Source organism: Candidatus Regiella endosymbiont of Tuberolachnus salignus, from assembly GCF_964020115.1.
Lineage (GTDB): Bacteria > Pseudomonadota > Gammaproteobacteria > Enterobacterales > Enterobacteriaceae > Regiella > Regiella insecticola.
In genome coordinates, this window is record NZ_OZ026542.1 from 1,541,586 (window position 1) to 1,566,738 (window position 25,153).

The 25,153-nt window shown below is 41.2% G+C and carries 17 protein-coding genes and 3 tRNA genes; 4 read left to right on the top strand and 16 right to left on the bottom strand.

Annotated elements, in window-relative coordinates; all coding sequences use genetic code 11:
- Position 1 precedes the first annotated feature (1 nt).
- The 4 genes from thiS (at position 2) to AACL30_RS08015 (ending at position 2,931) form a co-directional block, all read left to right on the top strand.
- Positions 2 to 202 carry a sulfur carrier protein ThiS gene (gene thiS / locus AACL30_RS08000; RefSeq protein WP_339058290.1) on the top strand — a complete coding sequence of 67 codons (201 nt, stop codon included), beginning with the start codon at positions 2 to 4 and terminating at the stop codon, positions 200 to 202.
- Positions 203 to 206: 4 nt separating this feature from the next.
- A complete protein-coding gene (locus AACL30_RS08005) occupies positions 207 to 1,013 on the top strand; it encodes a thiazole synthase (RefSeq protein ID WP_339058291.1) in 807 nt (268 codons plus the stop codon).
- Positions 1,006 to 2,130, top strand: a complete 1,125-nt coding sequence (gene thiH, locus AACL30_RS08010) for a 2-iminoacetate synthase ThiH (RefSeq protein ID WP_339058292.1) — start codon at positions 1,006 to 1,008, stop codon at positions 2,128 to 2,130. Before AACL30_RS08005 ends, thiH begins: the two co-directional genes overlap by 8 nt.
- A 120-nt stretch (positions 2,131 to 2,250) precedes the next feature.
- Positions 2,251 to 2,931 (top strand): hypothetical protein, encoded by a 681-nt coding sequence (locus tag AACL30_RS08015; RefSeq protein ID WP_339058293.1) that lies wholly within the window; start codon positions 2,251 to 2,253, stop codon positions 2,929 to 2,931.
- A 103-nt stretch (positions 2,932 to 3,034) separates the two neighbouring features.
- On the opposite strand, the gene AACL30_RS08020 is transcribed toward AACL30_RS08015, so the two are convergent.
- The 16 genes from AACL30_RS08020 to AACL30_RS08095 form a co-directional block, all read right to left on the bottom strand.
- Complete coding sequence (locus AACL30_RS08020; protein WP_339058294.1) at positions 3,035 to 7,378, bottom strand: YadA-like family protein; 4,344 nt, start codon at positions 7,376 to 7,378, stop codon at positions 3,035 to 3,037.
- A 751-nt stretch (positions 7,379 to 8,129) separates the two neighbouring features.
- Positions 8,130 to 12,350: a DNA-directed RNA polymerase subunit beta' gene (gene rpoC / locus AACL30_RS08025; protein ID WP_339058295.1), complete on the bottom strand. Its 4,221-nt coding sequence runs from the start codon at positions 12,348 to 12,350 to the stop codon at positions 8,130 to 8,132.
- A gap of 165 nt (positions 12,351 to 12,515) precedes the next feature.
- Positions 12,516 to 16,544 (bottom strand): DNA-directed RNA polymerase subunit beta, encoded by a 4,029-nt coding sequence (gene rpoB / locus AACL30_RS08030; protein ID WP_339058296.1) that lies wholly within the window; start codon positions 16,542 to 16,544, stop codon positions 12,516 to 12,518.
- A gap of 234 nt (positions 16,545 to 16,778) precedes the next feature.
- A complete protein-coding gene (locus AACL30_RS08035) occupies positions 16,779 to 16,925 on the bottom strand; it encodes a hypothetical protein (RefSeq protein ID WP_339058297.1) in 147 nt (48 codons plus the stop codon).
- 610 nt (positions 16,926 to 17,535) lie between these two features.
- The gene (gene rplL / locus AACL30_RS08040; protein ID WP_339058298.1) at positions 17,536 to 17,904 is read right to left on the bottom strand and encodes a 50S ribosomal protein L7/L12; all 369 of its coding nucleotides are present in this window, start codon (positions 17,902 to 17,904) and stop codon (positions 17,536 to 17,538) included.
- Positions 17,905 to 18,091: 187 nt separating this feature from the next.
- The gene (gene rplJ / locus AACL30_RS08045; RefSeq protein WP_339058299.1) at positions 18,092 to 18,595 is read right to left on the bottom strand and encodes a 50S ribosomal protein L10; all 504 of its coding nucleotides are present in this window, start codon (positions 18,593 to 18,595) and stop codon (positions 18,092 to 18,094) included.
- 432 nt (positions 18,596 to 19,027) lie between these two features.
- A complete protein-coding gene (rplA, locus tag AACL30_RS08050; protein WP_339058300.1) occupies positions 19,028 to 19,723 on the bottom strand; it encodes a 50S ribosomal protein L1 in 696 nt (231 codons plus the stop codon).
- A gap of 3 nt (positions 19,724 to 19,726) precedes the next feature.
- Positions 19,727 to 20,155, bottom strand: a complete 429-nt coding sequence (rplK, locus tag AACL30_RS08055; protein ID WP_339058301.1) for a 50S ribosomal protein L11 — start codon at positions 20,153 to 20,155, stop codon at positions 19,727 to 19,729.
- Positions 20,156 to 20,587: 432 nt separating this feature from the next.
- Complete coding sequence (gene nusG, locus AACL30_RS08060; RefSeq protein WP_339058302.1) at positions 20,588 to 21,133, bottom strand: transcription termination/antitermination protein NusG; 546 nt, start codon at positions 21,131 to 21,133, stop codon at positions 20,588 to 20,590.
- A 4-nt stretch (positions 21,134 to 21,137) separates the two neighbouring features.
- The gene (gene secE / locus AACL30_RS08065) at positions 21,138 to 21,521 is read right to left on the bottom strand and encodes a preprotein translocase subunit SecE (RefSeq protein WP_339058303.1); all 384 of its coding nucleotides are present in this window, start codon (positions 21,519 to 21,521) and stop codon (positions 21,138 to 21,140) included.
- Between the two features lie 278 nt (positions 21,522 to 21,799).
- A tRNA-Gly gene (locus AACL30_RS08070) sits at positions 21,800 to 21,874 on the bottom strand.
- Positions 21,875 to 22,132: 258 nt separating this feature from the next.
- Positions 22,133 to 22,217, bottom strand: a tRNA-Tyr gene (locus AACL30_RS08075).
- Positions 22,218 to 22,235: 18 nt separating this feature from the next.
- Positions 22,236 to 22,311: transfer RNA gene (locus AACL30_RS08080), tRNA-Thr, on the bottom strand.
- A 168-nt stretch (positions 22,312 to 22,479) separates the two neighbouring features.
- Complete coding sequence (locus AACL30_RS08085; protein ID WP_339058304.1) at positions 22,480 to 22,968, bottom strand: hypothetical protein; 489 nt, start codon at positions 22,966 to 22,968, stop codon at positions 22,480 to 22,482.
- A gap of 124 nt (positions 22,969 to 23,092) precedes the next feature.
- Positions 23,093 to 23,605, bottom strand: a complete 513-nt coding sequence (locus tag AACL30_RS08090) for a winged helix-turn-helix domain-containing protein (RefSeq protein ID WP_339058305.1) — start codon at positions 23,603 to 23,605, stop codon at positions 23,093 to 23,095.
- Positions 23,606 to 24,050: 445 nt separating this feature from the next.
- Positions 24,051 to 24,866 (bottom strand): A24 family peptidase, encoded by an 816-nt coding sequence (locus tag AACL30_RS08095; RefSeq protein WP_339058306.1) that lies wholly within the window; start codon positions 24,864 to 24,866, stop codon positions 24,051 to 24,053.
- Positions 24,867 to 25,153 lie beyond the last annotated feature (287 nt).

The window sequence follows — 25,153 nt, forward strand, 5'->3', positions numbered from 1 at the left end:
TATGAAAATTATGCTTAATGATCAGCCGATAGAGCTTGAAAGCGCCATGACCATTGACAACCTGCTTCAGCAATTACAACAAACTCAGCAGGGGAATGCCTTAGCCATAAATCAAACTATTATTCCTCAAAGCGATTGGGCCACGCATAGGGTGAAAGAAGGGGATGATATTTTACTTTTTCAGGTAATCGCCGGAGGCTAATATTTTGACCATCGATCATAAAAATCAGTTAACCATTGCCGATACCTCCTTTAGCTCACGCCTGTTTATGGGCACAGGAAAATTTGCTAATGCAAAATTGATGACGGAGGCACTACAGGCGTCAGGCTCACAATTAGTGACGCTCGCGATGAAACGGGTTGATCTCGCTGCAAATCAGGATACGATTTTAACACCGCTACGATCCGTTAGTGTCCAACTACTGCCGAATACCTCCGGCGCCAAAACAGCAAAAGAAGCTATTTTTGCGGCCAAATTGGCGCGGGAAGCGCTAAAAACTGACTGGATAAAGCTAGAAATTCATCCCAATAGCAGACATTTGTTACCCGATCCGATAGAAACCTTAAACGCCGCGGAAGCATTGGTAAAAGAAGGATTCGTCGTGTTGCCCTATTGCAGTGCTGATCCCGTGCTATGCAAACGCTTAGAAGAGGTCGGCTGCGCTGCTGTGATGCCACTCGGCGCCCCCATTGGTACTAATTTGGGGCTACGCACCCGCGATTTTTTACAATGGATTATCGAACAAAGCAAAGTACCGGTGGTGGTGGATGCGGGTCTTGGCGCACCTAGCCACGCGCTGGAAGCCATGGAGCTCGGGGCAGATGCGGTGTTGATCAACACCGCCATCGCCGTTTCCTGTCATCCCGTGCAAATGGCACAAGCCTTCAAACTGGCAGTGGAAGCGGGGAGATTAGCTTATCAAGCCGGATTGGCTCAGCGTCAACAACAGGCGGTCGCCAGCAGCCCATTAACTGCTTTTCTCAATCAAATAAAAGATCAACAACATGTTTAATGATTTTAGTCATCATTGGCAAAGGCTAAATTGGGATGATATCGCGTTGCGGATCAACAGCAAAACGGCATTTGATGTTGAACGTGCCCTCAATGCCAACAAACCAAGCCGAGAAGATATGATGGCTCTGCTCTCACCGATAGCACAATCCTATCTCGAACCACTAGCGCAAAAAGCACAACAATTAACCAGACAACGCTTTGGTAATACCGTTAATTTTTTTGTACCACTCTATCTATCCAATCTCTGTGCCAATGAATGCAGCTATTGCGGATTTTCCATGAGCAACAAAATCAAACGTAAAACGCTCAATGAAGACGAAATTATCCGTGAATGCTCGGCTATCAAAGCCCAAGGCTTCGAACATCTATTGCTGGTTACCGGAGAGCATCAAACAAAGGTAGGTATGGAGTATTTTCGCCGTCATTTACCGGCGATCCGCAAAAATTTTAGTGCGTTAATGATGGAAGTCCAGCCCCTAACAGAACAAGAATATGCTGAATTAAAAAAACTGGGGCTAGATGCGGTTATGGTGTACCAAGAAACTTATCACGCTGCCAGCTACCACCAGCACCACTTACGCGGGAAAAAACAAGATTTTCATTGGCGATTAGCAACACCGGATAGATTGGGGCGCGCCAAAATCGATAAAATCGGCTTAGGGGTATTATTCGGCTTATCACCCAGTTGGCGTGTCGATAGTTACATGCTGGCAGAGCATTTATTTTATCTGCAAAAAAATTACTGGCAAAGCCGCTATTCGATCTCATTTCCACGTTTACGCCCTTGTCTTGGTGGTGTTGAACCGGCTTCTGTGATGAGTGAACGACAACTAGTACAATTAATTTGTGCTTTTCGTTTATTTTCCCCCGATGTCGAACTTTCTCTCTCGACCAGAGAATCTCCCTTTTTTCGCGACCACGTGATCCCACTGGCCATCAATAACATTAGTGCCGGCTCCAAAACGCAACCAGGCGGCTATGCAAGCCGTGATCCTGAACTCGAGCAATTTTCGCCTCATGATAACCGTTCAGCCCAACAGGTCGCTCAGATGTTAATTAAAAATGGGCTTCAGCCTGTTTGGAAAGATTGGGAACATTATTTAGGGCGAATTTAGCAATCTTCTTTAGCGAGCATAAAAGATTTCGAATAGGCTATGGCACAAAAGTCCATTTTTTTCCTATACTTGGATAGAATTAGAGTGATTGATAAATTTTATTAAACTACGAGGTATTATATGGATCAAACGGATGTGTCTTTACTGCAAAAAAATGGAAACGATCGACCCACAATTCACAGTTCCACACCCTCTGAAAATGTCGAAAAACACACTAAGTACAATACAGAAGGAAAATTACTTCATTCCTTTATATTTTCCTACGATGATGAAAAACAATTAAAATTTGTTCATGAAACGGTTAATCAATATGATACTCATGGTCGTTTAATAAACAATACCGAGCGTTGGTACGATAAAAACAGTCGACTACACCAAAATAAGAAAAAGAGATATGTGTATGATGCGCAGGGTAACTTGCTCATATCCAGTGATATCGACTACGGGATCGGGGCTTTCGACGACTTGCCAAGCAAAATAACCAATTCAGAGTACGATACCAACGGCCGTTTAGTCGCTCAACATATCGTTGCAAACGAGTACGATAGCAATCATAAGTTACTGACACGCCACACCACTAAGCGCCAATACGATGCTAACGGTCAATTATTACACAGTAAACAGTTTCAGCAGAGAAGACAAAACCAGCTTGACATCACAGGCTCCTCTCACGAAGCATTAGTCGCAGCAACGCACTCCTTCGAGGTTTTTAATGAACCACTCCCTGCAAATACAAAAACAAGTCCAAGCACTCAACCTAGTTTCGTCACGCTGGTTGCGAACTACTTTTCTTTTATCTGAGTAAATTACACTACCGCTAATATCACTCCTAACGAGGGATGTTAGCGGTAGCCTGTATCAATAGATTTTTTGCAAAACCTTCAAAGCAACTCTTGGTAAATATTTACCACTGGTAACCCACACCTACTGAGATGGCAAAATCATTTTGGCTATTATTACTACTCTGTAGTTTGGTTATCCACTTCCCGCTTTCAGAAATTTTAGAGACGCCGATAGCAATTGCCGATCCATCACGGTAGCTCGCAACCGCCGCACCGAATAAACTGGAATCAGGGGCATAAGCCTGTGGGATCCCTGCCATCGCTATAGATGAAGCAATACCCGCGGTCAGCTTATTTTTTACCTGATCAATACGATTATCTAATTTTTTAATGGCTCGATGGTGAGCCTTTAGTTGTTTAAGGTTAACCGCGTCATTATCAGCAATGCCATCCTTGACACCCGTCATTCTGCGATTACCCTCAACACCGCTAATATCAATGGATTTTCCTTTTTTATTTTCTCCGATTCTGATTTTTTTTCCCTCTATATCCTGCGTTATCAGTATATTTGCGCCAGATACCGGCGGTAATAACATACCATCATCAGAGATAACTTTTTTTAACTCAGTAATATCCGTACTATTTTTAGTGACCACCTTATTTAGCATTGTCAGGGCATCACCCACATTATTGAATTGCTTATTTTGAACGTTATAGTTTGGAGAGATAAATTTACTCGACGCAGTATCTATTTTCGCGCCAGCGCCGAAACTGTTAGCAACAGCCTCTACATTATTGCTGTTTTGTGAAACGCGATTATTAGTGGCAAAAAGTTGACTACCGTTAACCGCGTCAGCACTCGTTTCGCTTAATTCACCCAAGGCGACTCCATTTAACAAACGCTCTCCATTTTTACCATTAATGGAAACTTCTTCCGCTAAATGATCGGGTGCTAAGGTAATACTTCTCGTTTTCCTTTTATTTGACTGAGTTCTTGTTGATATAGCATGATCCGAGTTATCCAGTAGTAACCCGATAGAGCCTCTAATAATATCTTCCCTCAATGTATTGATATCACCTGAATTTTTTTCTACTTCTTTATTCGTCGTCAGCAATTGGCGGCCATTGATAGCATCCGTGCTATCTGCACTTAACACACCCTCTTTTAGATGACTTAATCTTCGCGATCCTGCTTTACCGGCTAGAGACACCAACTCTCCTTCACTTTCAGCCGCTACCGTAATGGTATCTGTCGATGATTGTTGTTGTACTAAACCCATGAAATTTGGGATCAGGCCGCGGCTCAATCGACTAATATCATCCGCATTTCTTGCAATACCACTGCTATTAGCGGTGATTTTATCTTCGCTTTGTGTCATTCTGCTTTCATGCTGCGCAATATTGCCGGTGTTCGACTGAATACCCGCGCTATTTTGGTTGATTTTACCGAGGTTTTGCGCAACGCCCTCGGTATTCGCCTTAATGTCGCCCATGGCTTTACTGATCTGGCCTTCGCTTTGCGTCATTCTGCTTTCATGTTGCGCAATATTGCCGGTGTTCGACTGAATACCCGCGCTATTTTGGTTGATTTTACCGAGGTTTTGCGCAACGCCCTCGGTATTCGCCTTAATGTCGCTCACCGCTTGGCTGATTTGGCTTTCGCTTTGCGTCATTCTGCTTTCATGCTGCGCAATATTGCCGGTGTTCGACTGAATACCCGCGCTATTTTGGTTGATTTTACCGAGGTTTTGCGCAACGCCCTCGGTATTCGCTTTAATGTCGCCCATGGCTTTACTGATCTGGCCTTCGCTTTGCGTCATTCTGCTTTCATGTTGCGCAATATTGCCGGCGTTCGACTGAATACCCGCGCTATTTTGGTTGATTTTACCGAGGTTTTGCGCAACGCCCTCGGTATTCGCCTTAATGTCGCTCATCGCTTGGCTGATCTGGCCTTCGCTTTGCGTGAGCCTGCTGCCCTGCTGCACAATATTGCCGGCGTTCGACTGAATATCCGTGCTATTTTGACTGATTTTACCAACCTGTTGCGCAATGCCCTCGGTATTCACTTGGATCTTACTCATCGCTTGGCTGATCTGGCCTTCGTTTTGCGTGAGCCTGCTGCCCTGCTGCGCAATATTGCCGGCGTTCGACTGAATATCCGCGCTATTTTGGTTGATTTTACCAACCTGTTGCGCAAGGCCATCGGTATTCGCCTTAATGTCGTTCATCGCTTTACTGATTTGGCCTTCGCTTTGCGTCATTCTGCTTTCATGCTGCGCAATGTTGCCGGTGTTCGACTGAATACCCGCGCTATTTTGGTTGATTTTACCGAGGTTTTGCGCAACGCCCTCGGTATTCGCCTTAATGTCGCTCATCGCTTGGCTGATTTGGCTTTCGCTTTGCGTCATTCTGCTTTCATGCTGCGCAATATTGCCGGCGTTCAACTGAATATCCCCGCTATTTTGACTGATCTTACCGGCGTTTTGTGTAATGGCCGTACTATTTTTCGCCACATTTTCATTGGTCACAAAAAGCTGGCTACCGTTAACAGCATCACTACTCGTCGCGCTTAACTCACCTGCTTTAACCCCCGTTAAGGTACGCGCACCGGCGGTGCCGGCAAAAGAAACTTGATCGCCGGCATGACGAGCAGCAACAGAAATTTCTTGACTAGCCATGTCACGCTGCATTAGACCAATTCCGCCATTATGGATTTGTGTTTTCAATATGCTAATACTGCCCGTGTTTGATTTAACTTTATTAGCATTTCCTGCGATACCTTTGCTATTCGCCGTTACCTTTTCATTAGTGGTAAAAAGCTGCTGACCATTGACTGCATCAGTGCTAGCAGCGGTTAAATCACCTTCTCTTACCCCCGTTAACTTTCGATTACCAGTAGTACCGGTAAAAGAAATCTGCTCACCCGCATCAGCAGCAGCGACGGTGATGGCGCCGTTAGCCTGATCTCTCTGCATCAAGCCAATAGCGCCCTTCTTAATATCTGTCGTCAACCCCTCAACGGCCTCTGCATTTTTTTCAATATCAGTAACAGCGAGTCGAATCTGTTTAGCATTTTCCAGCATCGTTTCACTATTGATCTTACTTCTAGCCATATTTTTAGTGATCTCGACACTATTCGCCTCAATTTTTTTAAGATTGCTATCAATAGCAGCATTAATAGCGGTATTAGCAGAAAAAAGCTGACTACCATTGATAGCATCGGTACTGCCGATATTGACTGCCCCTGCTTGGATGCCGGTCAAGGTACGTTCGCCAGCTCTACCAACCAGGGAAACTTGATTCCCTACGCTCTCCGCAGCAACCGTAATCGCCTTAGTGCCCGTATCCTGTTGTACCAGGCCAATCCGCCCATCAGTAATTTCAGAACGATGGGTTCTAATATTATTTGCATTCTTATTGACTTCTGCCTGCAAAGTAAAAATTTGGGCGGCGTTGACAGCATCCGTACCGCCATTTTTGATTTCTCCCTTCGCAACATTGACAAGTTTACGTGGCGTCGTCGGGGTACCTATCGACACCGTATTGCTCTGCGTCACTATTGAACCACTTCCAAGGGCGACAGAATCTTTGAAGCCGTCAACTTTTGCATTAAGACCAATAGCAACACTGTTCTCTGCATTATTTACACTGGCTGTATTACCAATACCAATACCTGAAGCGGAGTTTCTTACTGAACTTGCATAGCCAATAGCGATGCTCGCAGCCGCATCCTCTAGTGCCGCTGTATCACCAATAACCACACTTGAAACGGAATTTTTTGTTGAGCTTGAAGACCCCATGGCAATGCTCGCCCTCGCATTTTCTGCTCTGGCCGTACTACCAATACTGACACCTAAAGGAGATTCATTTACCTTCGACCCATGCCCAATGGCAATCCCCCTGAGTGCATTATCCACTGCCGCATTATCACCAATGGCAACACCACGATCCGCCTTATTCACCTTAGTCTCATTACCAAGACTAAGACCTGCGAACGATCCTTTCACTAATGATGAGGTTCCTATTGCAATAGAGCGTACCGATGCCCCCGCTTGTTGTCTATTGCCAAATGTCTTACCAATATCACTATCAAGGTCAGTATCGGATCTACGATCAATAAACGCATCCGAACCTATTCCGATACCATATCTAGAATTAACACTCGGGTTATCACCAATGGCAACACTACCAAAATAAGCCTTGGCTCTTGAACCAACCGCAAGCCCAGAAATAGCAGCCCCATCCCACTGTTGTTGATAAGGCCCCAGATGACCCGTTGCGTCGGTTTGTGTCTCTGTAGTTTCTTTAATCCCCCCCTCTATTACCAATGCTCCATTTGCACCCTCGATCCGCTGCCCACTATTAGCTGCACAAATATCAAATGATGGACTAAAAAGCGCAATACCTATAATCAATGTATAAATGAAGAATTTTTTTTGGCTTGTTTTTCGAGCCCCTTTTGTCATTCCTGATACAAGGCTCCAATGGCTTAAAAAGCCATTCAAAATTATCTTATATATTCTATTCATTGAACGTTATTTCACTCTATAAACATTATTTTTGGTTGAGATAACAATTAATCTTCCATATTCATAACAACAAAATAATATGTAAGGTTCACATCCGTATTGATGTAATATAAATAGATTGAAACGAGACATAACAAATAATTATACTTACTAAATAATTATTCTCTCGATTTATAAATAAGATGAAATCAATATACCCAATGAATTTCGAATTACGGCAATGCTACAATCAATCAAATCCCAGGGATGAGCGATCGCTGCCAACGCCAGCGTAACTTGAAAGGCGAAAGGTATAAACGAAGCTTAAAGATAGCTACGCCACCTCATCAAAATCATAAATATATTTAATTTAAAATACCTCGCGTTTTTATATAAAAAATACAATTACTAAATTTTATATCATGAAAATAAGAGGATAATTTTATTTTATAGTAAATATAGCAATGTCATATTAATAAGATAATCTAATACAATTTTCACTGTATTATGATTAAATTACATTAATTAAAAGCTTAGCTAGTAATATGTAAAAGGCAAATTTAATAGAAATATTTTTATTCTATTGAGGAGAAAATTTATTATTAAATACAAAAAAATCAGGTTCAAAAAATTTTGAACCTGATTCTCATATATCTATAATATTTTTTCAATAACACTAAACGATCAGTATATTACCTTGATAAACCTGTTACTCGTTTTTGTTATCAAAACCAGCATTAAGTAACTCAGCCATATTTGCTGACGCTTCATCAGGGCTCATTTTCAGCGTAACCGATTCTTCTACCAAACGACTACGCATACGCTTTTGATGATGCGCATAACCAGTACCGGCTGGAATCAAACGACCGACAATAACATTTTCTTTCAAACCACGGAGTTCATCGCGTTTACCCGCCACCGCAGCCTCAGTAAGTACTCTCGTCGTTTCTTGGAACGAAGCCGCAGAAATAAAGGACTCAGTCGCCAAAGAGGCTTTCGTGATCCCCAGTAAATCGCGTGTAAAGGTTGCTTCAGTTTTATCTTCCGCTACTAATTTACGATTGGCGATTTTCACCCGTGATATTTCTGCTTGCTCACCGGCTAAGAAGTCAGCTCCTCCCGCGTTAACAATCGTGCCTTTACGCAACATCTGACGAACGATAACTTCAATATGTTTATCGTTAATCTTTACTCCCTGCAGGCGGTACACTTCTTGCACTTCGTTAGTAATATAACGTGTCACCGCATGAACACCCCGTAGGCGTAAGATATCGTGTGGAGATTCTGGGCCATCAGAAAGCACATCACCACGTTCTACCATTTCACCTTCGAATACGTTGAGCTGACGCCATTTTGGAATCATCTCTTCATAAGCATCACTACCATCTAACGGTGAAATGACCAAACGACGCTTGCCTTTAGTTTCTTTACCAAATGAGATAATTCCACTGTGTTCAGCCAAAATTGCCGGCTCTTTGGGACGACGGGCTTCAAACAGATCAGCCACGCGGGGTAACCCACCGGTGATATCTTTGGTACCACTAGATTCTTGAGGAATACGCGCCAAGGTATCACCGACACCAATTTCAACTTCATCCTTCAATTGCACAATAGCCTTACCTGGCAAGAAGTATTGAGCAGGCATATCGGTACCTGGTATCAATACCTCATTACCTTTAGCATCCACAATTTTTAATGCTGGGCGCAAGTCTTTACCGCTACCGGTACGTTCTGCACTGTCGAGGACGACTAAAGAAGATAAACCGGTTAAATCATCAGTTTGACGGGTAATCGTCTGGCTATCAATCATGTCAGAGAAGCGAATAAAACCGGCCACTTCAGTGATAACGGGCATAATATGTGGATCCCAGTTAGCTACCGTCTCACCGGTATTAACTTCTGCTCCGTCTCCTTTCGCCATTATCGCACCATACGGAATTTTATAGCTTTCCTTAGTACGACCAAATTCATCAATCAATTTCAATTCAGTATTACGTGAAGTGATAACACATTTACCCGCACTGTTGATAACAAATTTAGCGTTGCTCAGTCTCAACTTGCCTTTGCTATTTACTGTAATACTGGACTCTGCCGCGGCTCTGGATGCCGCACCACCAATGTGGAAAGTTCTCATCGTGAGCTGTGTACCAGGCTCACCAATAGATTGTGCTGCAATAACGCCGACAGCTTCACCTTTGTTGATGATATGACCTCGTGCCAAGTCACGACCATAACAATTCGCACAGATCCCAAAATCGGTTTCACAATTCACTACTGAACGTACTTTTACCGTGTCAACCGAATTCTCTTCTAACAGATCACAACATTTTTCACTCAGTAACGAATTACGGGGCACCAAAATGTCAGCGCTACCTGGCCTAACAATATCTTCCGCTGTTACGCGACCCAAGACACGTTCACGCAATGCTTCTTTTACATTTCCTCCCTCAATAACGGGCGTCATCACGAGACCATCATTGGTACCACAATCATCTTCAGTAACAACTAAATCCTGTGCCACATCAACTAACCGACGTGTTAAATAACCGGAGTTAGCCGTTTTCAATGCGGTATCAGCTAAACCTTTACGTGCACCATGGGTCGAGATGAAATACTGAAGAACATTCAATCCTTCGCGGAAGTTAGCGGTAATGGGTGTTTCAATGATCGAACCATCAGGTTTCGCCATCAAGCCACGCATACCCGCCAATTGACGAATTTGCGCAGGGGATCCACGAGCACCAGAGTCCGCCATCATAAAGATACTATTGAAAGAAACTTGCTGTTCCTCTTTTCCATTACAGTCAATAGCATTTTCAACAGACAGATTCTTCATCATCGCTTTAGCAACCCGTTCGTTAGCCGCTGCCCAGATATCGATCACTTTGTTGTAACGTTCTCCAGCGGTAACCAGGCCAGATTTGAATTGTTCCTGGATCTCAGCAACTTCAGTTTCTGCCTCTGTAATAATCTCTATTTTTTCCTTAGGGATCACCATATCATCAATGCCGACTGACATGCCCGAACGAGCAGCATAAGTAAAACCGGTATACATAATTTGGTCAGCAAAAATCACCGTCGGTTTGAGTCCTAATATGCGGTAACAGGTATTCAGCATCTTAGAAATGGCTTTTTTACCCAGGGTTTGATTAACGACAGAGTAAGGCAGTCCTTTCGGCACAATCATCCATAAAATGGCACGACCAATGGTAGTATCGACGATACTGGTTTGACTAATTTTTTCGCCTTCAATATTACATATCTCTTCAGAGATACGGACTTTCACCCGCGCATGCAGTGAAGCTAAACCCATGCGGTAAACCCGTTCTGCTTCTTTCGGTCCCGTCAACACCATGCCTTCGCCTTTGGCGTTAACACAGTCACGCGTCATGTAATAAAGTCCCAACACCACATCCTGGGAAGGTACGATAATAGGCTCGCCGTTCGCCGGGGAGAGGATGTTATTAGTCGACATCATCAACGCACGCGCTTCTAACTGAGCTTCCAGTGTTAAAGGTACGTGCACTGCCATCTGATCACCATCGAAGTCAGCATTATAGGCAGCACAAACCAATGGATGTAGTTGAATCGCTTTACCTTCAATCAACACCGGTTCAAACGCTTGAATACCTAAACGGTGCAAAGTGGGCGCACGGTTCAATAGCACCGGATGTTCACGGATAACCTCATCCAAAATATCCCATACCACAGCCTCTTCACGTTCAACCATCTTTTTAGCCGCTTTGATGGTTGTCGCCAGCCCTTTCAATTCTAACTTGCCATAAATAAAGGGTTTGAACAGCTCCAGTGCCATTTTTTTAGGTAAACCACATTGATGCAGACGCAAACCGGGACCGACAGTGATAACCGAACGTCCTGAATAATCGACACGTTTACCCAGTAAGTTTTGCCGAAAACGACCTTGTTTTCCTTTGATCATATCCGCTAAAGACTTCAACGGACGCTTATTAGAGCCGGTAATCGCACGGCCACGACGCCCATTATCCAGCAAAGCATCCACCGCTTCTTGCAGCATGCGTTTTTCATTACGTACGATAATATCAGGGGCAGCCAGATCCAACAGACGCTTTAGTCGATTATTACGGTTAATAACACGGCGATATAAATCGTTCAAATCAGAAGTGGCAAAACGCCCACCATCTAACGGAACTAATGGCCGTAAATCAGGGGGTAATACCGGTAATACAGTTAAAATCATCCACTCTGGTTTGTTGCCAGATTGAATAAACGCTTCTAATAGTTTGATACGCTTGGTTAATTTTTTACGCTTGGTTTCAGAATTAGTTTCATTTAATTCTTCACGTTGCAATTCACATTCAACGTTGAGATCCATATTTTTTAATAGCGCTTGAATGGCTTCCGCGCCCATTTTCGCATCGAACTCATCACCAAATTCTTCTAACGCATCAAGATACTGTTCCTCGGTCAGGATTTGACGACGTTCTAAGTTAGTCATTCCACCTTCAACCACGACGTAAGATTCGAAGTAAAGCACACGTTCGATATCACGTAATGGCATATCGAGTAATAAACCGATACGCGAGGGAAGCGATTTTAAGAACCAAATATGTGCGGTAGGCGAAGCCAGCTCAATATGCCCCATACGATCACGTCGTACTTTGGTTTGAGTCACTTCAACGCCGCATTTCTCACAGATAACACCACGATGTTTTAAACGCTTATATTTGCCACACAGGCACTCGTAATCCTTTACTGGACCAAAGATACGGGCACAAAAGAGACCGTCGCGCTCTGGTTTAAAGGTACGATAATTGATGGTTTCTGGTTTTTTTACTTCACCGAACGACCATGAGCGGATCATATCTGGCGAAGCCAGAGCAATTTTTATTGCATTAAACTCATCGTTGTTCTTTGTTTGTGCTTTTAGAAATTTTAATAAATCTTTCACGGATTGGCTCCTGTCGGAGTTAGAGCTATTGAGTACCTAAACCTAAGTTTAAATACACCGGTGAGCAGTGCGAACATGACAGATTTTTGGTTTTATACCGGGTATACAACTCCTCATTTTATAGTAGAGGAGCAAGATTCCAAAAAACTGTCATCTGGAAAAAACTTATTCTTCTTCCAGCTCAATATTGATACCCAGCGAGCGAATTTCTTTCAATAGTACGTTGAAAGATTCTGGCATGCCTGGCTCCATACGGTGATCACCATCCACAATGTTTTTATACATTTTGGTACGGCCGTTGACATCATCAGATTTGACAGTCAACATTTCCTGCAACGTATAGCCGGCACCGTAGGCTTCCAATGCCCACACTTCCATTTCACCGAAACGCTGCCCACCGAACTGAGCCTTACCCCCCAGAGGTTGTTGAGTAACTAGACTGTAAGAACCAGTAGAACGGGCGTGCATTTTATCATCGACCAAATGATTCAATTTAAGCATATACATATAACCAACCGTTACCGGACGCTCAAATTGCTCACCGGTTCGGCCATCAAATAAAGTGATTTGACCTGAAGCTGGTAAGCCTGCTAGTTTTAATAGTTCTTTTATTTCTATCTCTTTTGCACCGTCAAAGACCGGTGAAGCGATGGGCATTCCTTTTTTCAAATTTTCGGCTAAATTTAACACTTCGTCATCAGAGAAAGTACTCAAATCTACCTTCTGACAAACATTATCTCCGAGATCATAAGCCTTCTGTATAAACTCGCGTAATTTAGTCACTTTTTCGTGTTTTCTCAGCATGGCATTGATCTTTTCACCAATGCCCTTCGCCGCCATCCCTAAATGGGTTTCCAAAATTTGACCGATGTTCATACGCGATGGAACACCCAAAGGATTAAGCACAATATCTACTGGCGTGCCATATTCATCATAAGGCATATCCTCGATTGGATTAATTTTCGAAATTACCCCTTTATTACCATGACGACCGGCCATTTTATCGCCAGGTTGGATCTGACGTTTAACCGCCAGATAAACTTTAACGATTTTGAGCACACCAGGTGCAAGATCATCACCTTGGATTATTTTACGCCGCTTACCTTCCAATTTCTTTTCGAATTCTGATTTCAGTTCCTCGCACTGTTCAGCTAACTGCTCCAATTGATATTGTTTTTCTTCATCAGACAAATAAAGCCCTAACCAGCGCTCAGAAGGCAATTTATCCAATTTTTCAGAATCTATACCACCAGCAACCAATACCGCGCGGATACGAGCGAGCAACCCTGCTTCCAAAATTTTCAATTCTTCTTTTAAATCTTGTTTCGCTTGCTGGAGTTGCATTCTTTCAATATCTAGTGCACGTTTATCTTTCTCTACACCATCACGAGTAAAAACTTGCACGTCAATAACCGTACCAGAAACACCGTTCGGTACTCGCAGAGAAGAATCTTTCACATCAGAAGCTTTCTCACCGAAAATTGCACGCAACAATTTTTCTTCCGGTGTCAGTTGGGTTTCACCTTTTGGTGTTACTTTACCCACCAAAATGTCACCACTAGTCACTTCTGCACCAATGTAGACAATACCGGATTCGTCTAATTTCGAAAGAGCAGCTTCCCCCACATTGGGTATATCAGCAGTGATTTCTTCAGATCCTAACTTAGTATCACGCGATACACAGGCTAATTCTTGAATATGAATAGTAGTAAAGCGATCTTCTTGCACTACGCGTTCAGAGACCAAAATAGAGTCTTCGAAGTTGTAACCATTCCAAGGCATGAAAGCAACACGCATATTCTGCCCTAATGCCAATTCACCCAGATCAGTAGAAGGACCATCTGCCAACACATCACCGCGTTCAATGGAATCGTTTAAATTCACACAAGGCATTTGATTAATGCAAGTATTTTGGTTAGAACGGGTATATTTAGTCAGGTTATAAATATCAATACCCGCTTCGTCCGACTTCATTTCTTTTTCGTTCACTTTAATCACGATACGTGAGGCATCAACATACTGAATCGTACCACCACGTCTAGCGACAGAAGTAACCCCTGAATCTACTGCCACCGCACGCTCCATCCCGGTACCGACCAATGGTTTCTCAGCCCGAAGAGTAGGCACCGCTTGGCGTTGCATGTTAGCACCCATTAAGGCGCGGTTAGCATCATCATGTTCCAGGAAGGGAATCAATGAAGCACCAACAGAAACCACCTGTTGAGTAGAAACATCCATATAATCAATCTGTTCGCTGCTAAACAAGCTGGATTCATCTTTATTACGACAGGTGATCAAATCATCTATAAAACAATTTTTTTCATCTAAATTAGAATTCGCCTGAGCGATAACGTAGTTGCCTTCTTCGATGGCAGACAGATAACGAATTTCATTGGTTACCACACCACCTTGTACACAACGATAAGGCGTTTCCAAAAAACCATATTCGTTCGTCCGTGCATACACCGATAAGGAGTTAATCAGACCAATGTTTGGGCCTTCCGGTGTTTCAACAGGGCAGACACGACCATAATGCGTGGGGTGTACATCTCGCACTTCAAAACCAGCACGTTCACGTGTCAAACCACCGGAACCTAATGCCGAAATGCGGCGCTTATGTGTAATCTCAGAAAGTGGGTTGTTTTGATCCATAAATTGGGAAAGCTGGCTGGAGCCGAAAAACTCCTTTACCGCGGCTGAAATCGGCTTAGCGTTGATCATATCCTGTGGCATCAGTGTTTCAAGATCGCCCAGTGAAAGACGTTCTTTAACTGCCCGCTCAACGCGCACCAAACCGACACGGAATTGGTTTTCAGCCATTTCACCTACGGAGCGAATACGGCGGTTACCCAAGTGATCGATATCATCCACCTCACCTTTACCGTTACGAATATCAATCAGCTTTTTCATCACATCAATGATGTCTTCTTTGCTCAAGATACCCGATCCTTCGATCTCAACACGTGACAATGAACGATTGAATTTCATTCTACCCACAGTCGACAAATCATAACGATCTTCAGAAAAAAACAAATTCTCAAATAAATTTTCTGCCGCATCACGAGTAGGTGGTTCACCAGGGCGCATCATTCGATAAATTTCAACCAAAGCACCCAGGCGATCATTGGTTGGGTCAACACGCAGGGTTTCAGAAATGTAAGCCCCGTGATCCAGACCATTGGTAAATAGCGTTTCGACGCATTTATAGCCAGACTTACTTAATTTTGCCAGTAAATCCAGTGACAATTCGGTATTGACAGCACAAATCACTTCACCTGTACTGGTATCAATATAATCCTTTGCCACTACCTTACCGACAATATATTCGACCGGGACTTCTATACTATTAACGTTATCTTTTTCTAGCTGATGAATATGACGCGCGGTAATACGCCGTCCTTTCTCAACATAAATCTTATCATTGGCTTTAATATCAAAAGAAGCGGTTTCACCACGTAAACGCTCCGGTATCAACGCCATTTGTAGCTTACTATCACAAATTTCAAACACGACTTTTTCAAAAAACAGATCCAAAATCTGTTCAGGCGTATAACTTAACGCTCGCAGCATAATAGTCGCAGGCAATTTACGCCGACGATCAATACGAACAAACAAATTATCTTTCGGATCAAATTCGAAATCTAACCATGAGCCGCGGTAAGGGATAATGCGTGCGTTATACAACACTTTGCCTGATGAATGCGTTTTACCCTTATCACTATCAAAAAATACACCGGGACTGCGGTGCAGCTGAGAAACGATAACCCTCTCAGTACCATTAATAACAAAAGTACCATTTTCAGTCATCAATGGGATTTCACCCATATAGACTTCTTGTTCTTTAATATCTTTAACCGTACCTTCAGGTGCTTCCCGTTCATAAATGACCAAACGCAATTTAACGCGTAGTGGTGCAGAATAAGTCACACCACGAATCTGACATTCTTTAACGTCAAAAACCGGTTCACCAAGGCGGTAACTAACATATTGTAATTCTGAATTGCCATTGTAGCTTTGGATCGGAAAAACAGAACGGAAAGCCGCTTCCAGACCTTGCTGCCCTTCTAGATCTTGCTCGATAAATTTTTGAAATGAATCCAGTTGGATGGAAAGAAGATAAGGTATGTCCAGTACTTGTGGACGTTTACCAAAGTCTTTACGAATACGTTTTTTCTCGGTATAGGAATAAACCATAGGGTTCCTCAGCTAGCTGTCGTAGTGACCCACACTGTACTAAAGAGTACATGTAACGCCATTTATTTCGATTGGTTTTCCAATCTTTTTTTCTATCCACTATTACGACTTGTAGTATGTGACTACTCCCCACCCTATTGGGTGAGGCTTCCCATTTCACAGGCCGCCGCTTGTGCATAACAAGTCTTATGCTAGCCTCCATGGGCAAAAACGACGAGACCCGCCGCCTGTAATTCAAATAGGCCTTGCTACTTGAAAGCCCTTCGGGCTTTTCGCCTTATACCCTTCGCCTTTCAAGTTACGGCGGCGTTGGCAGCGATCACTCATCTCAGTCATGTACCTATTCGATTGACTGCCGCCTTGCCGTAACTCGAAATTCATTGAGTATACACTCATCGGTCTCATGCCCTGGCCGCCTAGTAGCAACTTGAAGGACTGTGGTCGGTATATATCCTTGCCCGTATTGAGCTAGAGTTTACGGCGAATTTTGCTAAGAGCCTATTCGAAATCTTCTTTAGCCACTCTCAATCGATGAAAAAATAAGTTAAATGGCGCGATTATACATATCATATAAAGTAGAATCGGCAGTTTGACGCATTTTTGATGAAATAACCAGCGAGCACAAAAGATTCCGAATAGGCTCTAAACACCGCTCATTTTATTTTTTCTACCACTCTTAAATCATTTCATTGCGTTCTCTACACCGAGCTACCCGAGTGGGTCGTAGCTGAGAACCCAGTATATTAAGTCGTCGATAAAAAATAGGGATAAAATGTAGAACATAGCCAAACCAGTTTAATTTGATTCTGCGTTGTTGTCGCTTGCCGTACTATTTGTACTGTCTGTGCTCCTCCGCCTTGAATCAAATTAAACTGATTCGGCTATAAACAGTGTGGCATGTTACTAACGTCTTAATAGCGCAAAAAAGCCGATGACCCACGAGTCACCAGCCATCAGCCTATAAAATCAAACTGCAAGTCGAAAACCTGACTTATTTAAGCTCACAAGTAGCACCTGCCTCTTCAAGAGTTTTCTTCAGCGCGTCAGCCTCGTCTTTACTAATGCTTTCTTTCACCGCTTTTGGAGCAGCTTCTACTAAATCTTTCGCTTCTTTTAAGCCTAAACCAGTCACTCCACGTACCGCTTTAATAACTTGGATTTTATTGACGCCAACAGTTATCAAAATAACATCAAATTCAGTTTTCTCTTCCACAACTGCCGCCGTCGTTGCAGGACCCGCTGCAACAGCGGCCGCAGCAGAAACGCCAAATTTTTCTTCCATATCCGCAATCAACTCGACGACTTCCATTACAGTCAGAGCTGCAACGCCTTCCAAAATTTGTTCTTTAGTAATAGACATAACAAGTGTTCCTAAAATCCAAAAATAGTTTATACCCTTCGCCTTTGAAGCTGCCGCGTTGTTAGCTGCGAGCCCTCGCCCGCATCACGTAGTTGTCTACGCTCATCGGGTCTCACACCCTGGCAGCCGAAGGCAACTTCAAGGGTTGTGGGTATATACGTTAAATAAGCCGTTAAAGAAAAAACGATTAAGCCGCTTTCTCTTCTCTCTGATCACGCAGCGCAGCGAGAGTACGCACCAATTTGCCAGCAGAGGCTTCTTTCATGGTTGCCATCAGGCGTGCAATCGCCTCGCTGTAGGTTGGTAAAGTTGCCAGGCGATCAATTTGTACCCCTGGAATCAATTCACCTTCAAAAGCAGCAACTTTAACCTCAAATTTTGCATTCGCTTGCGCGAATTCTTTAAACAAACGTGCTGCTGCGCCTGGATGTTCAGAAGAAAATGCAATTAAGGTTGGACCAACAAAGCTGTCTTTGAGACATTCAAACTCAGTATCTTCAACAACACGACGCATCAAAGTGTTACGGACAACACGCATATACACGCCCGCTTCACGAGCTGATTTACGCAGTTCAGTCATTTTATCTACAGTAACACCACGCGAATCGGCAACAACAGCAGAAAGTGCATTCTTAGCTACTTCATTGATCTCAGCAACAATCGCTTTTTTGTCTTCAAGATTTAATGCCATTAGCTTTTTGCTCCTAGGATTAGCCAAGGAATATTCCCCGGAACTCACATCACCCGAAAGCCACCGTCAAAATATTTTGCATTGCGTGCTCAATTTTCAAATGGCTCGTAGACTATTAATTCACACCTAAATACAAATTAATAGACGGGCGTTTAAATACGGTGAGCAGAATCTAGCAAAAAGTATTCAGAATCTGTCACCGTCTACGCAGGAAAATTAAGTACTGCAAATACTTTTATCAGTACACCTGCGGTCTTCGACGGAGGTTTGAATATATCCAAACCCAACCGAAAAATTGGTTGCCTTAACTTATTCATCTCTAAAAACCCACCCGATATCTTTTTTGAGCTCTTTTTAACAAAGTATCAGTGAGCACAAAAGACATCAAATAGGCTCTTAGAAACTGCCATTTTTAAATACTTAAAACCACTTTTAACTAAACAAACTACTTTGGTCAATAGTAACGCCGGCACCCATAGTAGTGGATAGGCTGATTTTTTTGATATAAATACCCTTCGATGAGGCAGGTTTAGCTTTTTTCAGCGCTACAACCAAAGATTCCAAGTTTTCCTTCAGTGCATTCGCTTCAAAGTTAACTTTACCAATAGTGCTGTGGATAATCCCACCTTTATCGTTACGATAACGCACTTGACCAGCTTTAGCATTTTTCACGGCTTCTACAACATTAACAGTTACTGTACCTACTTTTGGGTTAGGCATCAAACCACGCGGGCCTAAAATTTGTCCTAATTGACCCACAACACGCATAGCATCAGGAGAAGCGATAACCACATCAAAATTCATTTCGCCTTTTTTAATCTGATCAGCTAAATCTTCCATCCCTACCAGTTCAGCACCCGCTGCTTTTGCTGCTTCCGCATTGCCACCCTGGGCAAAAACGGCAACACGCACCGAACGCCCCGTACCATGAGGCAGAACAGTAGCGCCACGAACGTTTTGATCAGATTTACGTGCATCAATACCGAGATTAACCGAAATATCCACGCTTTCTACAAATTTGGCGGTAGCCAGTTCTTTTAAAAGAACAAGCGCTTCATTGATGTCATACTGTTTTTCTTTAACAACACTACTATGGATCAGTCGCATGCGTTTGGTTAGCTTAGTCATTGGTTATTCCTCCACTACCAAGCCCATAGAACGGGCAGTACCTTCAATGGAACGCATCATGGCGTCGATATCATTCCCTGTCATATCTGGTTCTTTAGTTTCTGCGATTTCACGGATCTGAGCCTTAGTTATTGTTCCTACTTTTTCTAAATTCGGTTTACCGGAGCCAGATTTAATACCGGCGGCTTTTTTTAGCAACACTGAGGCGGGAGGTGTTTTAGTAACAAATGTGAAAGAGCGATCAGCATAAACAGTGATAACAACCGGGATAGGTAACCCCTTTTCAATATTATCAGTCCTAGCGTTAAATGCTTTGCAAAACTCCATAATGTTAACACCTTGTTGACCCAAAGCGGGACCAACCGGGGGGCTTGGATTAGCCATGCCTGCAGCAACCTGCAGTTTGACGTAAGCTTGTACTTTTTTAGCCATTTATTATTCCTCAATTCGGGTAGTATCGCCTTAGAGCCTATTCGAAATCTCTTGCACTCACTTATACTTTGTCAAAAAATGGCTCAAAATACTCATTTACGCTATGTAAACTGCACTTTTTCACCCATTTTTTCCTCGTCTGAGCTTCGTTAAATGAAGACTTCAATTAGGCTCCTATTTTTGGGCTCCCCTGATTTTATACTTGTCGTGCTCTACTAAAAATAGACGCATCCAATGAAAGACAGAGAATACGACCCTATATCGCATACTTACTGTTCTTATTATCCTTCTCGAAGTCTCTTTGGCTCACTGATATTTCGTCAAAAACGAGATCAAGATGCTCATTTACACTATGTAAACTGCGATTTTTCGCCCATTTTTCACTCATCTGAGTATCGTTCAAAAAGATTCAGAGACAGATCCTTAAAGCAACTAGCCTTTGCCAATCTGACTAAAATCAAGCTCTACTGGCGTAGCACGACCAAAAATGGAAACAGAGACCGTCAGGCGATTCTTTTCATAATCAACTTTTTCAACGGTACCATTAAAATCAGCAAAAGGGCCATCATTAACACGCACCAATTCACCGGGCTCGAACAATGTTTTCGGACGTGGCTTATCACCTACCTGTTGCAGACGAGCCATGATAGCATTCACATCTTTATCAGTAATTGGTGCCGGACGATCAGATGTACCACCGATAAATCCCATTACTCTGGGCACGCTCCGCACTAAATGCCAAGTCGTATCATTCATTAACATCTGCACTAACACATAACCTGGAAAGAATTTTCGTTCGCTTTTACGACGTTGACCAGCGCGCATTTCGTGCACTTCTTCCGTCGGAACCATGATTTCGCCAAATTGATCTTCAATTTTATTCAACTTGATATAATCACGTAACGATCGAGCTACACGACCTTCAAAACCGGAAAACGCCTGAACGACGTACCAACGTTTTTTGGGTGCTTCAGACATCTTATTAAAACCTCAAGCCAGTAATAAATGAGACTAAGCGGATAAGAATACCATCAAGCCCCCAAAGGATAAGTGACATCACGGCAGTGACCACTGCAACGATTAACGTAGTTTGCAGTGCTTCCTGACGCGTTGGCCAAATTACCTTACGCATTTCAGTACGTGCTTCACGAGCAAATGCAACACTCGCTCTACCTTTCACTGTAATTAAAGCTAACGCGCCAGCAAGAGCAATGATAATTACTACAGCCAAGGCACGCAACGGAAGAGAAACGTCACGATAATAATAATTACCAACAATAGCAGCAACCAGTAATATAGCAACGGATAGCCATTTAATAGTTTCCATCCCACTACGGCTACATTGAGCTTCTGTGTTCACACTCATTAAATCAACCTGTCAACTATGAGTAAGGTAATAAACCAAGCGCTTTTTAAAATTAAGGGTAAAAAAGCTATCAATAACTGCTTTCACAATCGGGTTTTTTCTTTGTTTTACAGACCCGACTACAGTATTTCTTTAGAAGATTTTGAATAGACTCTTAAATACGCTCCACATTGAAAAAACAATATACAAATGGACAAGTTGTGATTTCACAATGTTATAAAAGGGCATCAAATGATGCCCTTTTATAACATGCCGAGTCAAATAATACTCGATAATTCTGGAGCGGGCAGTGGGAATCGAACCCACATCATCAGCTTGGAAGGCTGAGGTAATAGCCATTATACGATGCCCGCACTACTTAATCCCTGCTATTTAGTACTATATTTATTTGTCGAAATTTTTGCTGTTTCCCACATCAACTTAGCATGACTATACAAGGTTTTTAGCCGATTTTAACAACATAAACTGACGCTTATAGTGTTCGTCAAGATATACCCTTTTGATTCGTTGCAAGCAACGTTGTTTCCTCACACCGTTCAATTCAAAACTACCCGCTCTGGGATTCAACAAAAAATACGCTGCCAGGTTAGGTAGACCTTCAAAACTGAACGTGGTGGTGGGGGAAGGATTCGAACCTTCGAAGTCGATGACGGCAGATTTACAGTCTGCTCCCTTTGGCCGCTCGGGAACCCCACCTAAACTTATAATTTTTTATGGTGCCGGCACCAAGAGTCGAACTCGGGACCTACTGATTACAAGTCAGTTGCTCTACCAACTGAGCTATGCCGGCTTCAATTGAACGGCATTCTAGCAGTACGAGCGAGCTATGCAACAAAAAAATGATCTTACTTGTTCTTTTGCTCATAAAGCAAACAAATAATGATTTATCGATTAATTAACAAACATAATCCATCTTTAGCCAATCCGAAATTTTGATCTAAGGCAATATATGAAAGTATCAATTATTATAATTTCTATCACTCCGTTTCAACAACCTTGCACTGGAATAGATATTCCCTTGAGATTGCTCAAATAATATTGTTTTATTATCCAATAAATAGAAGGTAGGACGACTAACAAATAATGTATTATTAAATAATAAGTTAAGTGCTTCATCTTCCATATTGGCGGTTGTACTAGAGGTCACTTCCTCTTTAAATATATTGTTTTTAGTATCAACAAGACTCAATGTTGAATCTCTATTAAATTTCAACACTGCTGCTTGATCGTACACTTCAGACGAAAACTTAATGACGCGCCCAATGATACTAACACGAGAATTAATATGATATTGGTCATTTTTTGTCGAAAAAAAATAATTATTTTTCCAGTAACCATTCAATTGATGCATTGGATTGTAGTACGCATAAATAATGCCTAAAAATGCACCTAATAAGTATCCTGAACCGATAGCTGTCAAATAAAAAACAATCATTTTTTTAGACATGTCAATCCACCTTTGTAAGGTTCACAAACTAAATAACTATTATCACTATTTTTTTTTAATAATAGATAAGGTGGCTTTCTATAAATGCGTAAAAAATCAGCATCTCTATGCTGATCTAAATTAATCAAAATAGGTAGATTTTGCGATTGCAGAGAAAAAATATTAATCTGATTTCTATTAAAAAAAATAGGTATGTAAAATAAAATACAAACAAAAAAATTCCAATACCGATCAGCCATGTAAAAAAAGAGAACCCTTTAGCATTTAATTTTTCTGTTGATTTTTTAACTATACTTGTAGGCTTTTCTGATATTTTTATCGAATCAAAATTGATCATTTTTGGCTCTACTGCTAGACAGTAACCTTTTTTCGGAATAGTAAGAATAAGCTCGTGTTTTTTATCATCGATAGCATTACGTAAATTACTAATTGTTTGTGTTAATGTATTTTCAGTAACGTAACTTCCAGCCCAGATAGATTGTTCTATTTTTCTGCGCGAAACGGGTTCTGGATAGTTTTCACAAAGCAGCTTAAGCATTTCTGATTCTTTATTTCTCAGTTTTATTTCTCTGCCATCTTGTTCAATCGTACGAATTTTCTGACAAAAAGAAACTTCTCCAATAAATATTTTATCCATTAGTTTTTGTCCATAAATGACAGCATAGAATACATGTATCTTTCTATACTAATTGAGCTCATTTTTTTTCTAAAAATAGAAACGGCCAACTGATTATTATGAAAATTAATATCAATAAAATCAATCATATGAACCATCCTGTATTATTTTTATACAACATTGTTTAATATGCGTTTACAATTGGGAAATAAAAACACAATAACAGTAACTTATTTAATCAATAAGAAAATACAATAATTTACTTAAAAACTAAAGGAATAATCAGTAAAAATATAACTAAAATTTATAAAATTAAAAAATAAAATAAATAAAAAAACGTTTAATAAAAATAAAAAACAAACTTAAATAATAAGTTTATTTTTTATAAAAATTTAACAATGGAAAAGTGGCTTATTTCTTAAATTATTTCTTGAAATCAGGTAAACTATTCTATATAAAACATAAATCAGTATAAAAAATAATTGAAATTTTTATGAAAAAATATAGATATTATTCCAGACATAGCCAAACAGGGACCAAATGCAATTGATTTACTTGTTTTTTTTCTAAAAAACCTTAATGAAATATATCCAATGATACCTAAAAAAGAAGAGATAAATGTTAAAAATGGAATAATCTCCCAACCAAACCATGCTCCAAGCGCAGCCATTAATTTAAAATCACCATATCCCATACCTTTTTTTCCTGTTAGTGCTTTTATTAACCAATAAGCTAACCAAAAAAATAGATATCCAACGACTGCTCCTATTACAGCTGAAGGCAAAGGTGTAAACATACTCTTTACATTTATTAACAGACCACACCAAAGCAGAGGTAATGTGATGCAATCAGGTAAAATTTTTTTATCTAAATCAATAAATGCCAGTACAATTAATGACCAAGCTAAAATTAATGCGGCGATGTTTAGCCATATACTGCCATGTTCAATCATAATAAAAACTGTAATTATGGCTGTCAGCGTCTCTACTGTAGGATAACGTAAATTAATATTATTATTACAGCATCGACTCTTTCCCTTTAAATATAACCATCCTAAAATAGGTATATTATATATGAGTAATATTTTTTCATGGCAGTGAGGACATGATGATCCGGGAATAAATAGGTTATATTTTTCTTTTTTTACATCATCGTTTTTTTCATTCCATTGATCACCTAAAATAATAGGAACTCGGTGTATTATAACATTTAAAAAGTTACCAATACATAATCCAAAAATAGATAAAAAAATAAAACACAGATAAGAATTCCATTCAATCATAATTTTTCCTTTTAAATTACAGTTATCATACTATATTATATATTCCATAGAAGATGACTAACAAAATAGAAATAATAAGTGAAAATTAATAAAACTATCAATAAAACAATACCTAACTGTTTCATGAAATCGGCTTTTAATTACCAGGATAGTTTAGCAACTTAATAAGTTTATCTTTCCTACCAAAAAATGAGTCTGTTACAATAAATTATCTGAACTGTAAGGTATCATTGTTGCATAACTAATATCCTGTTCTAAAAAATTGATGACATGCTAGATAATAACTA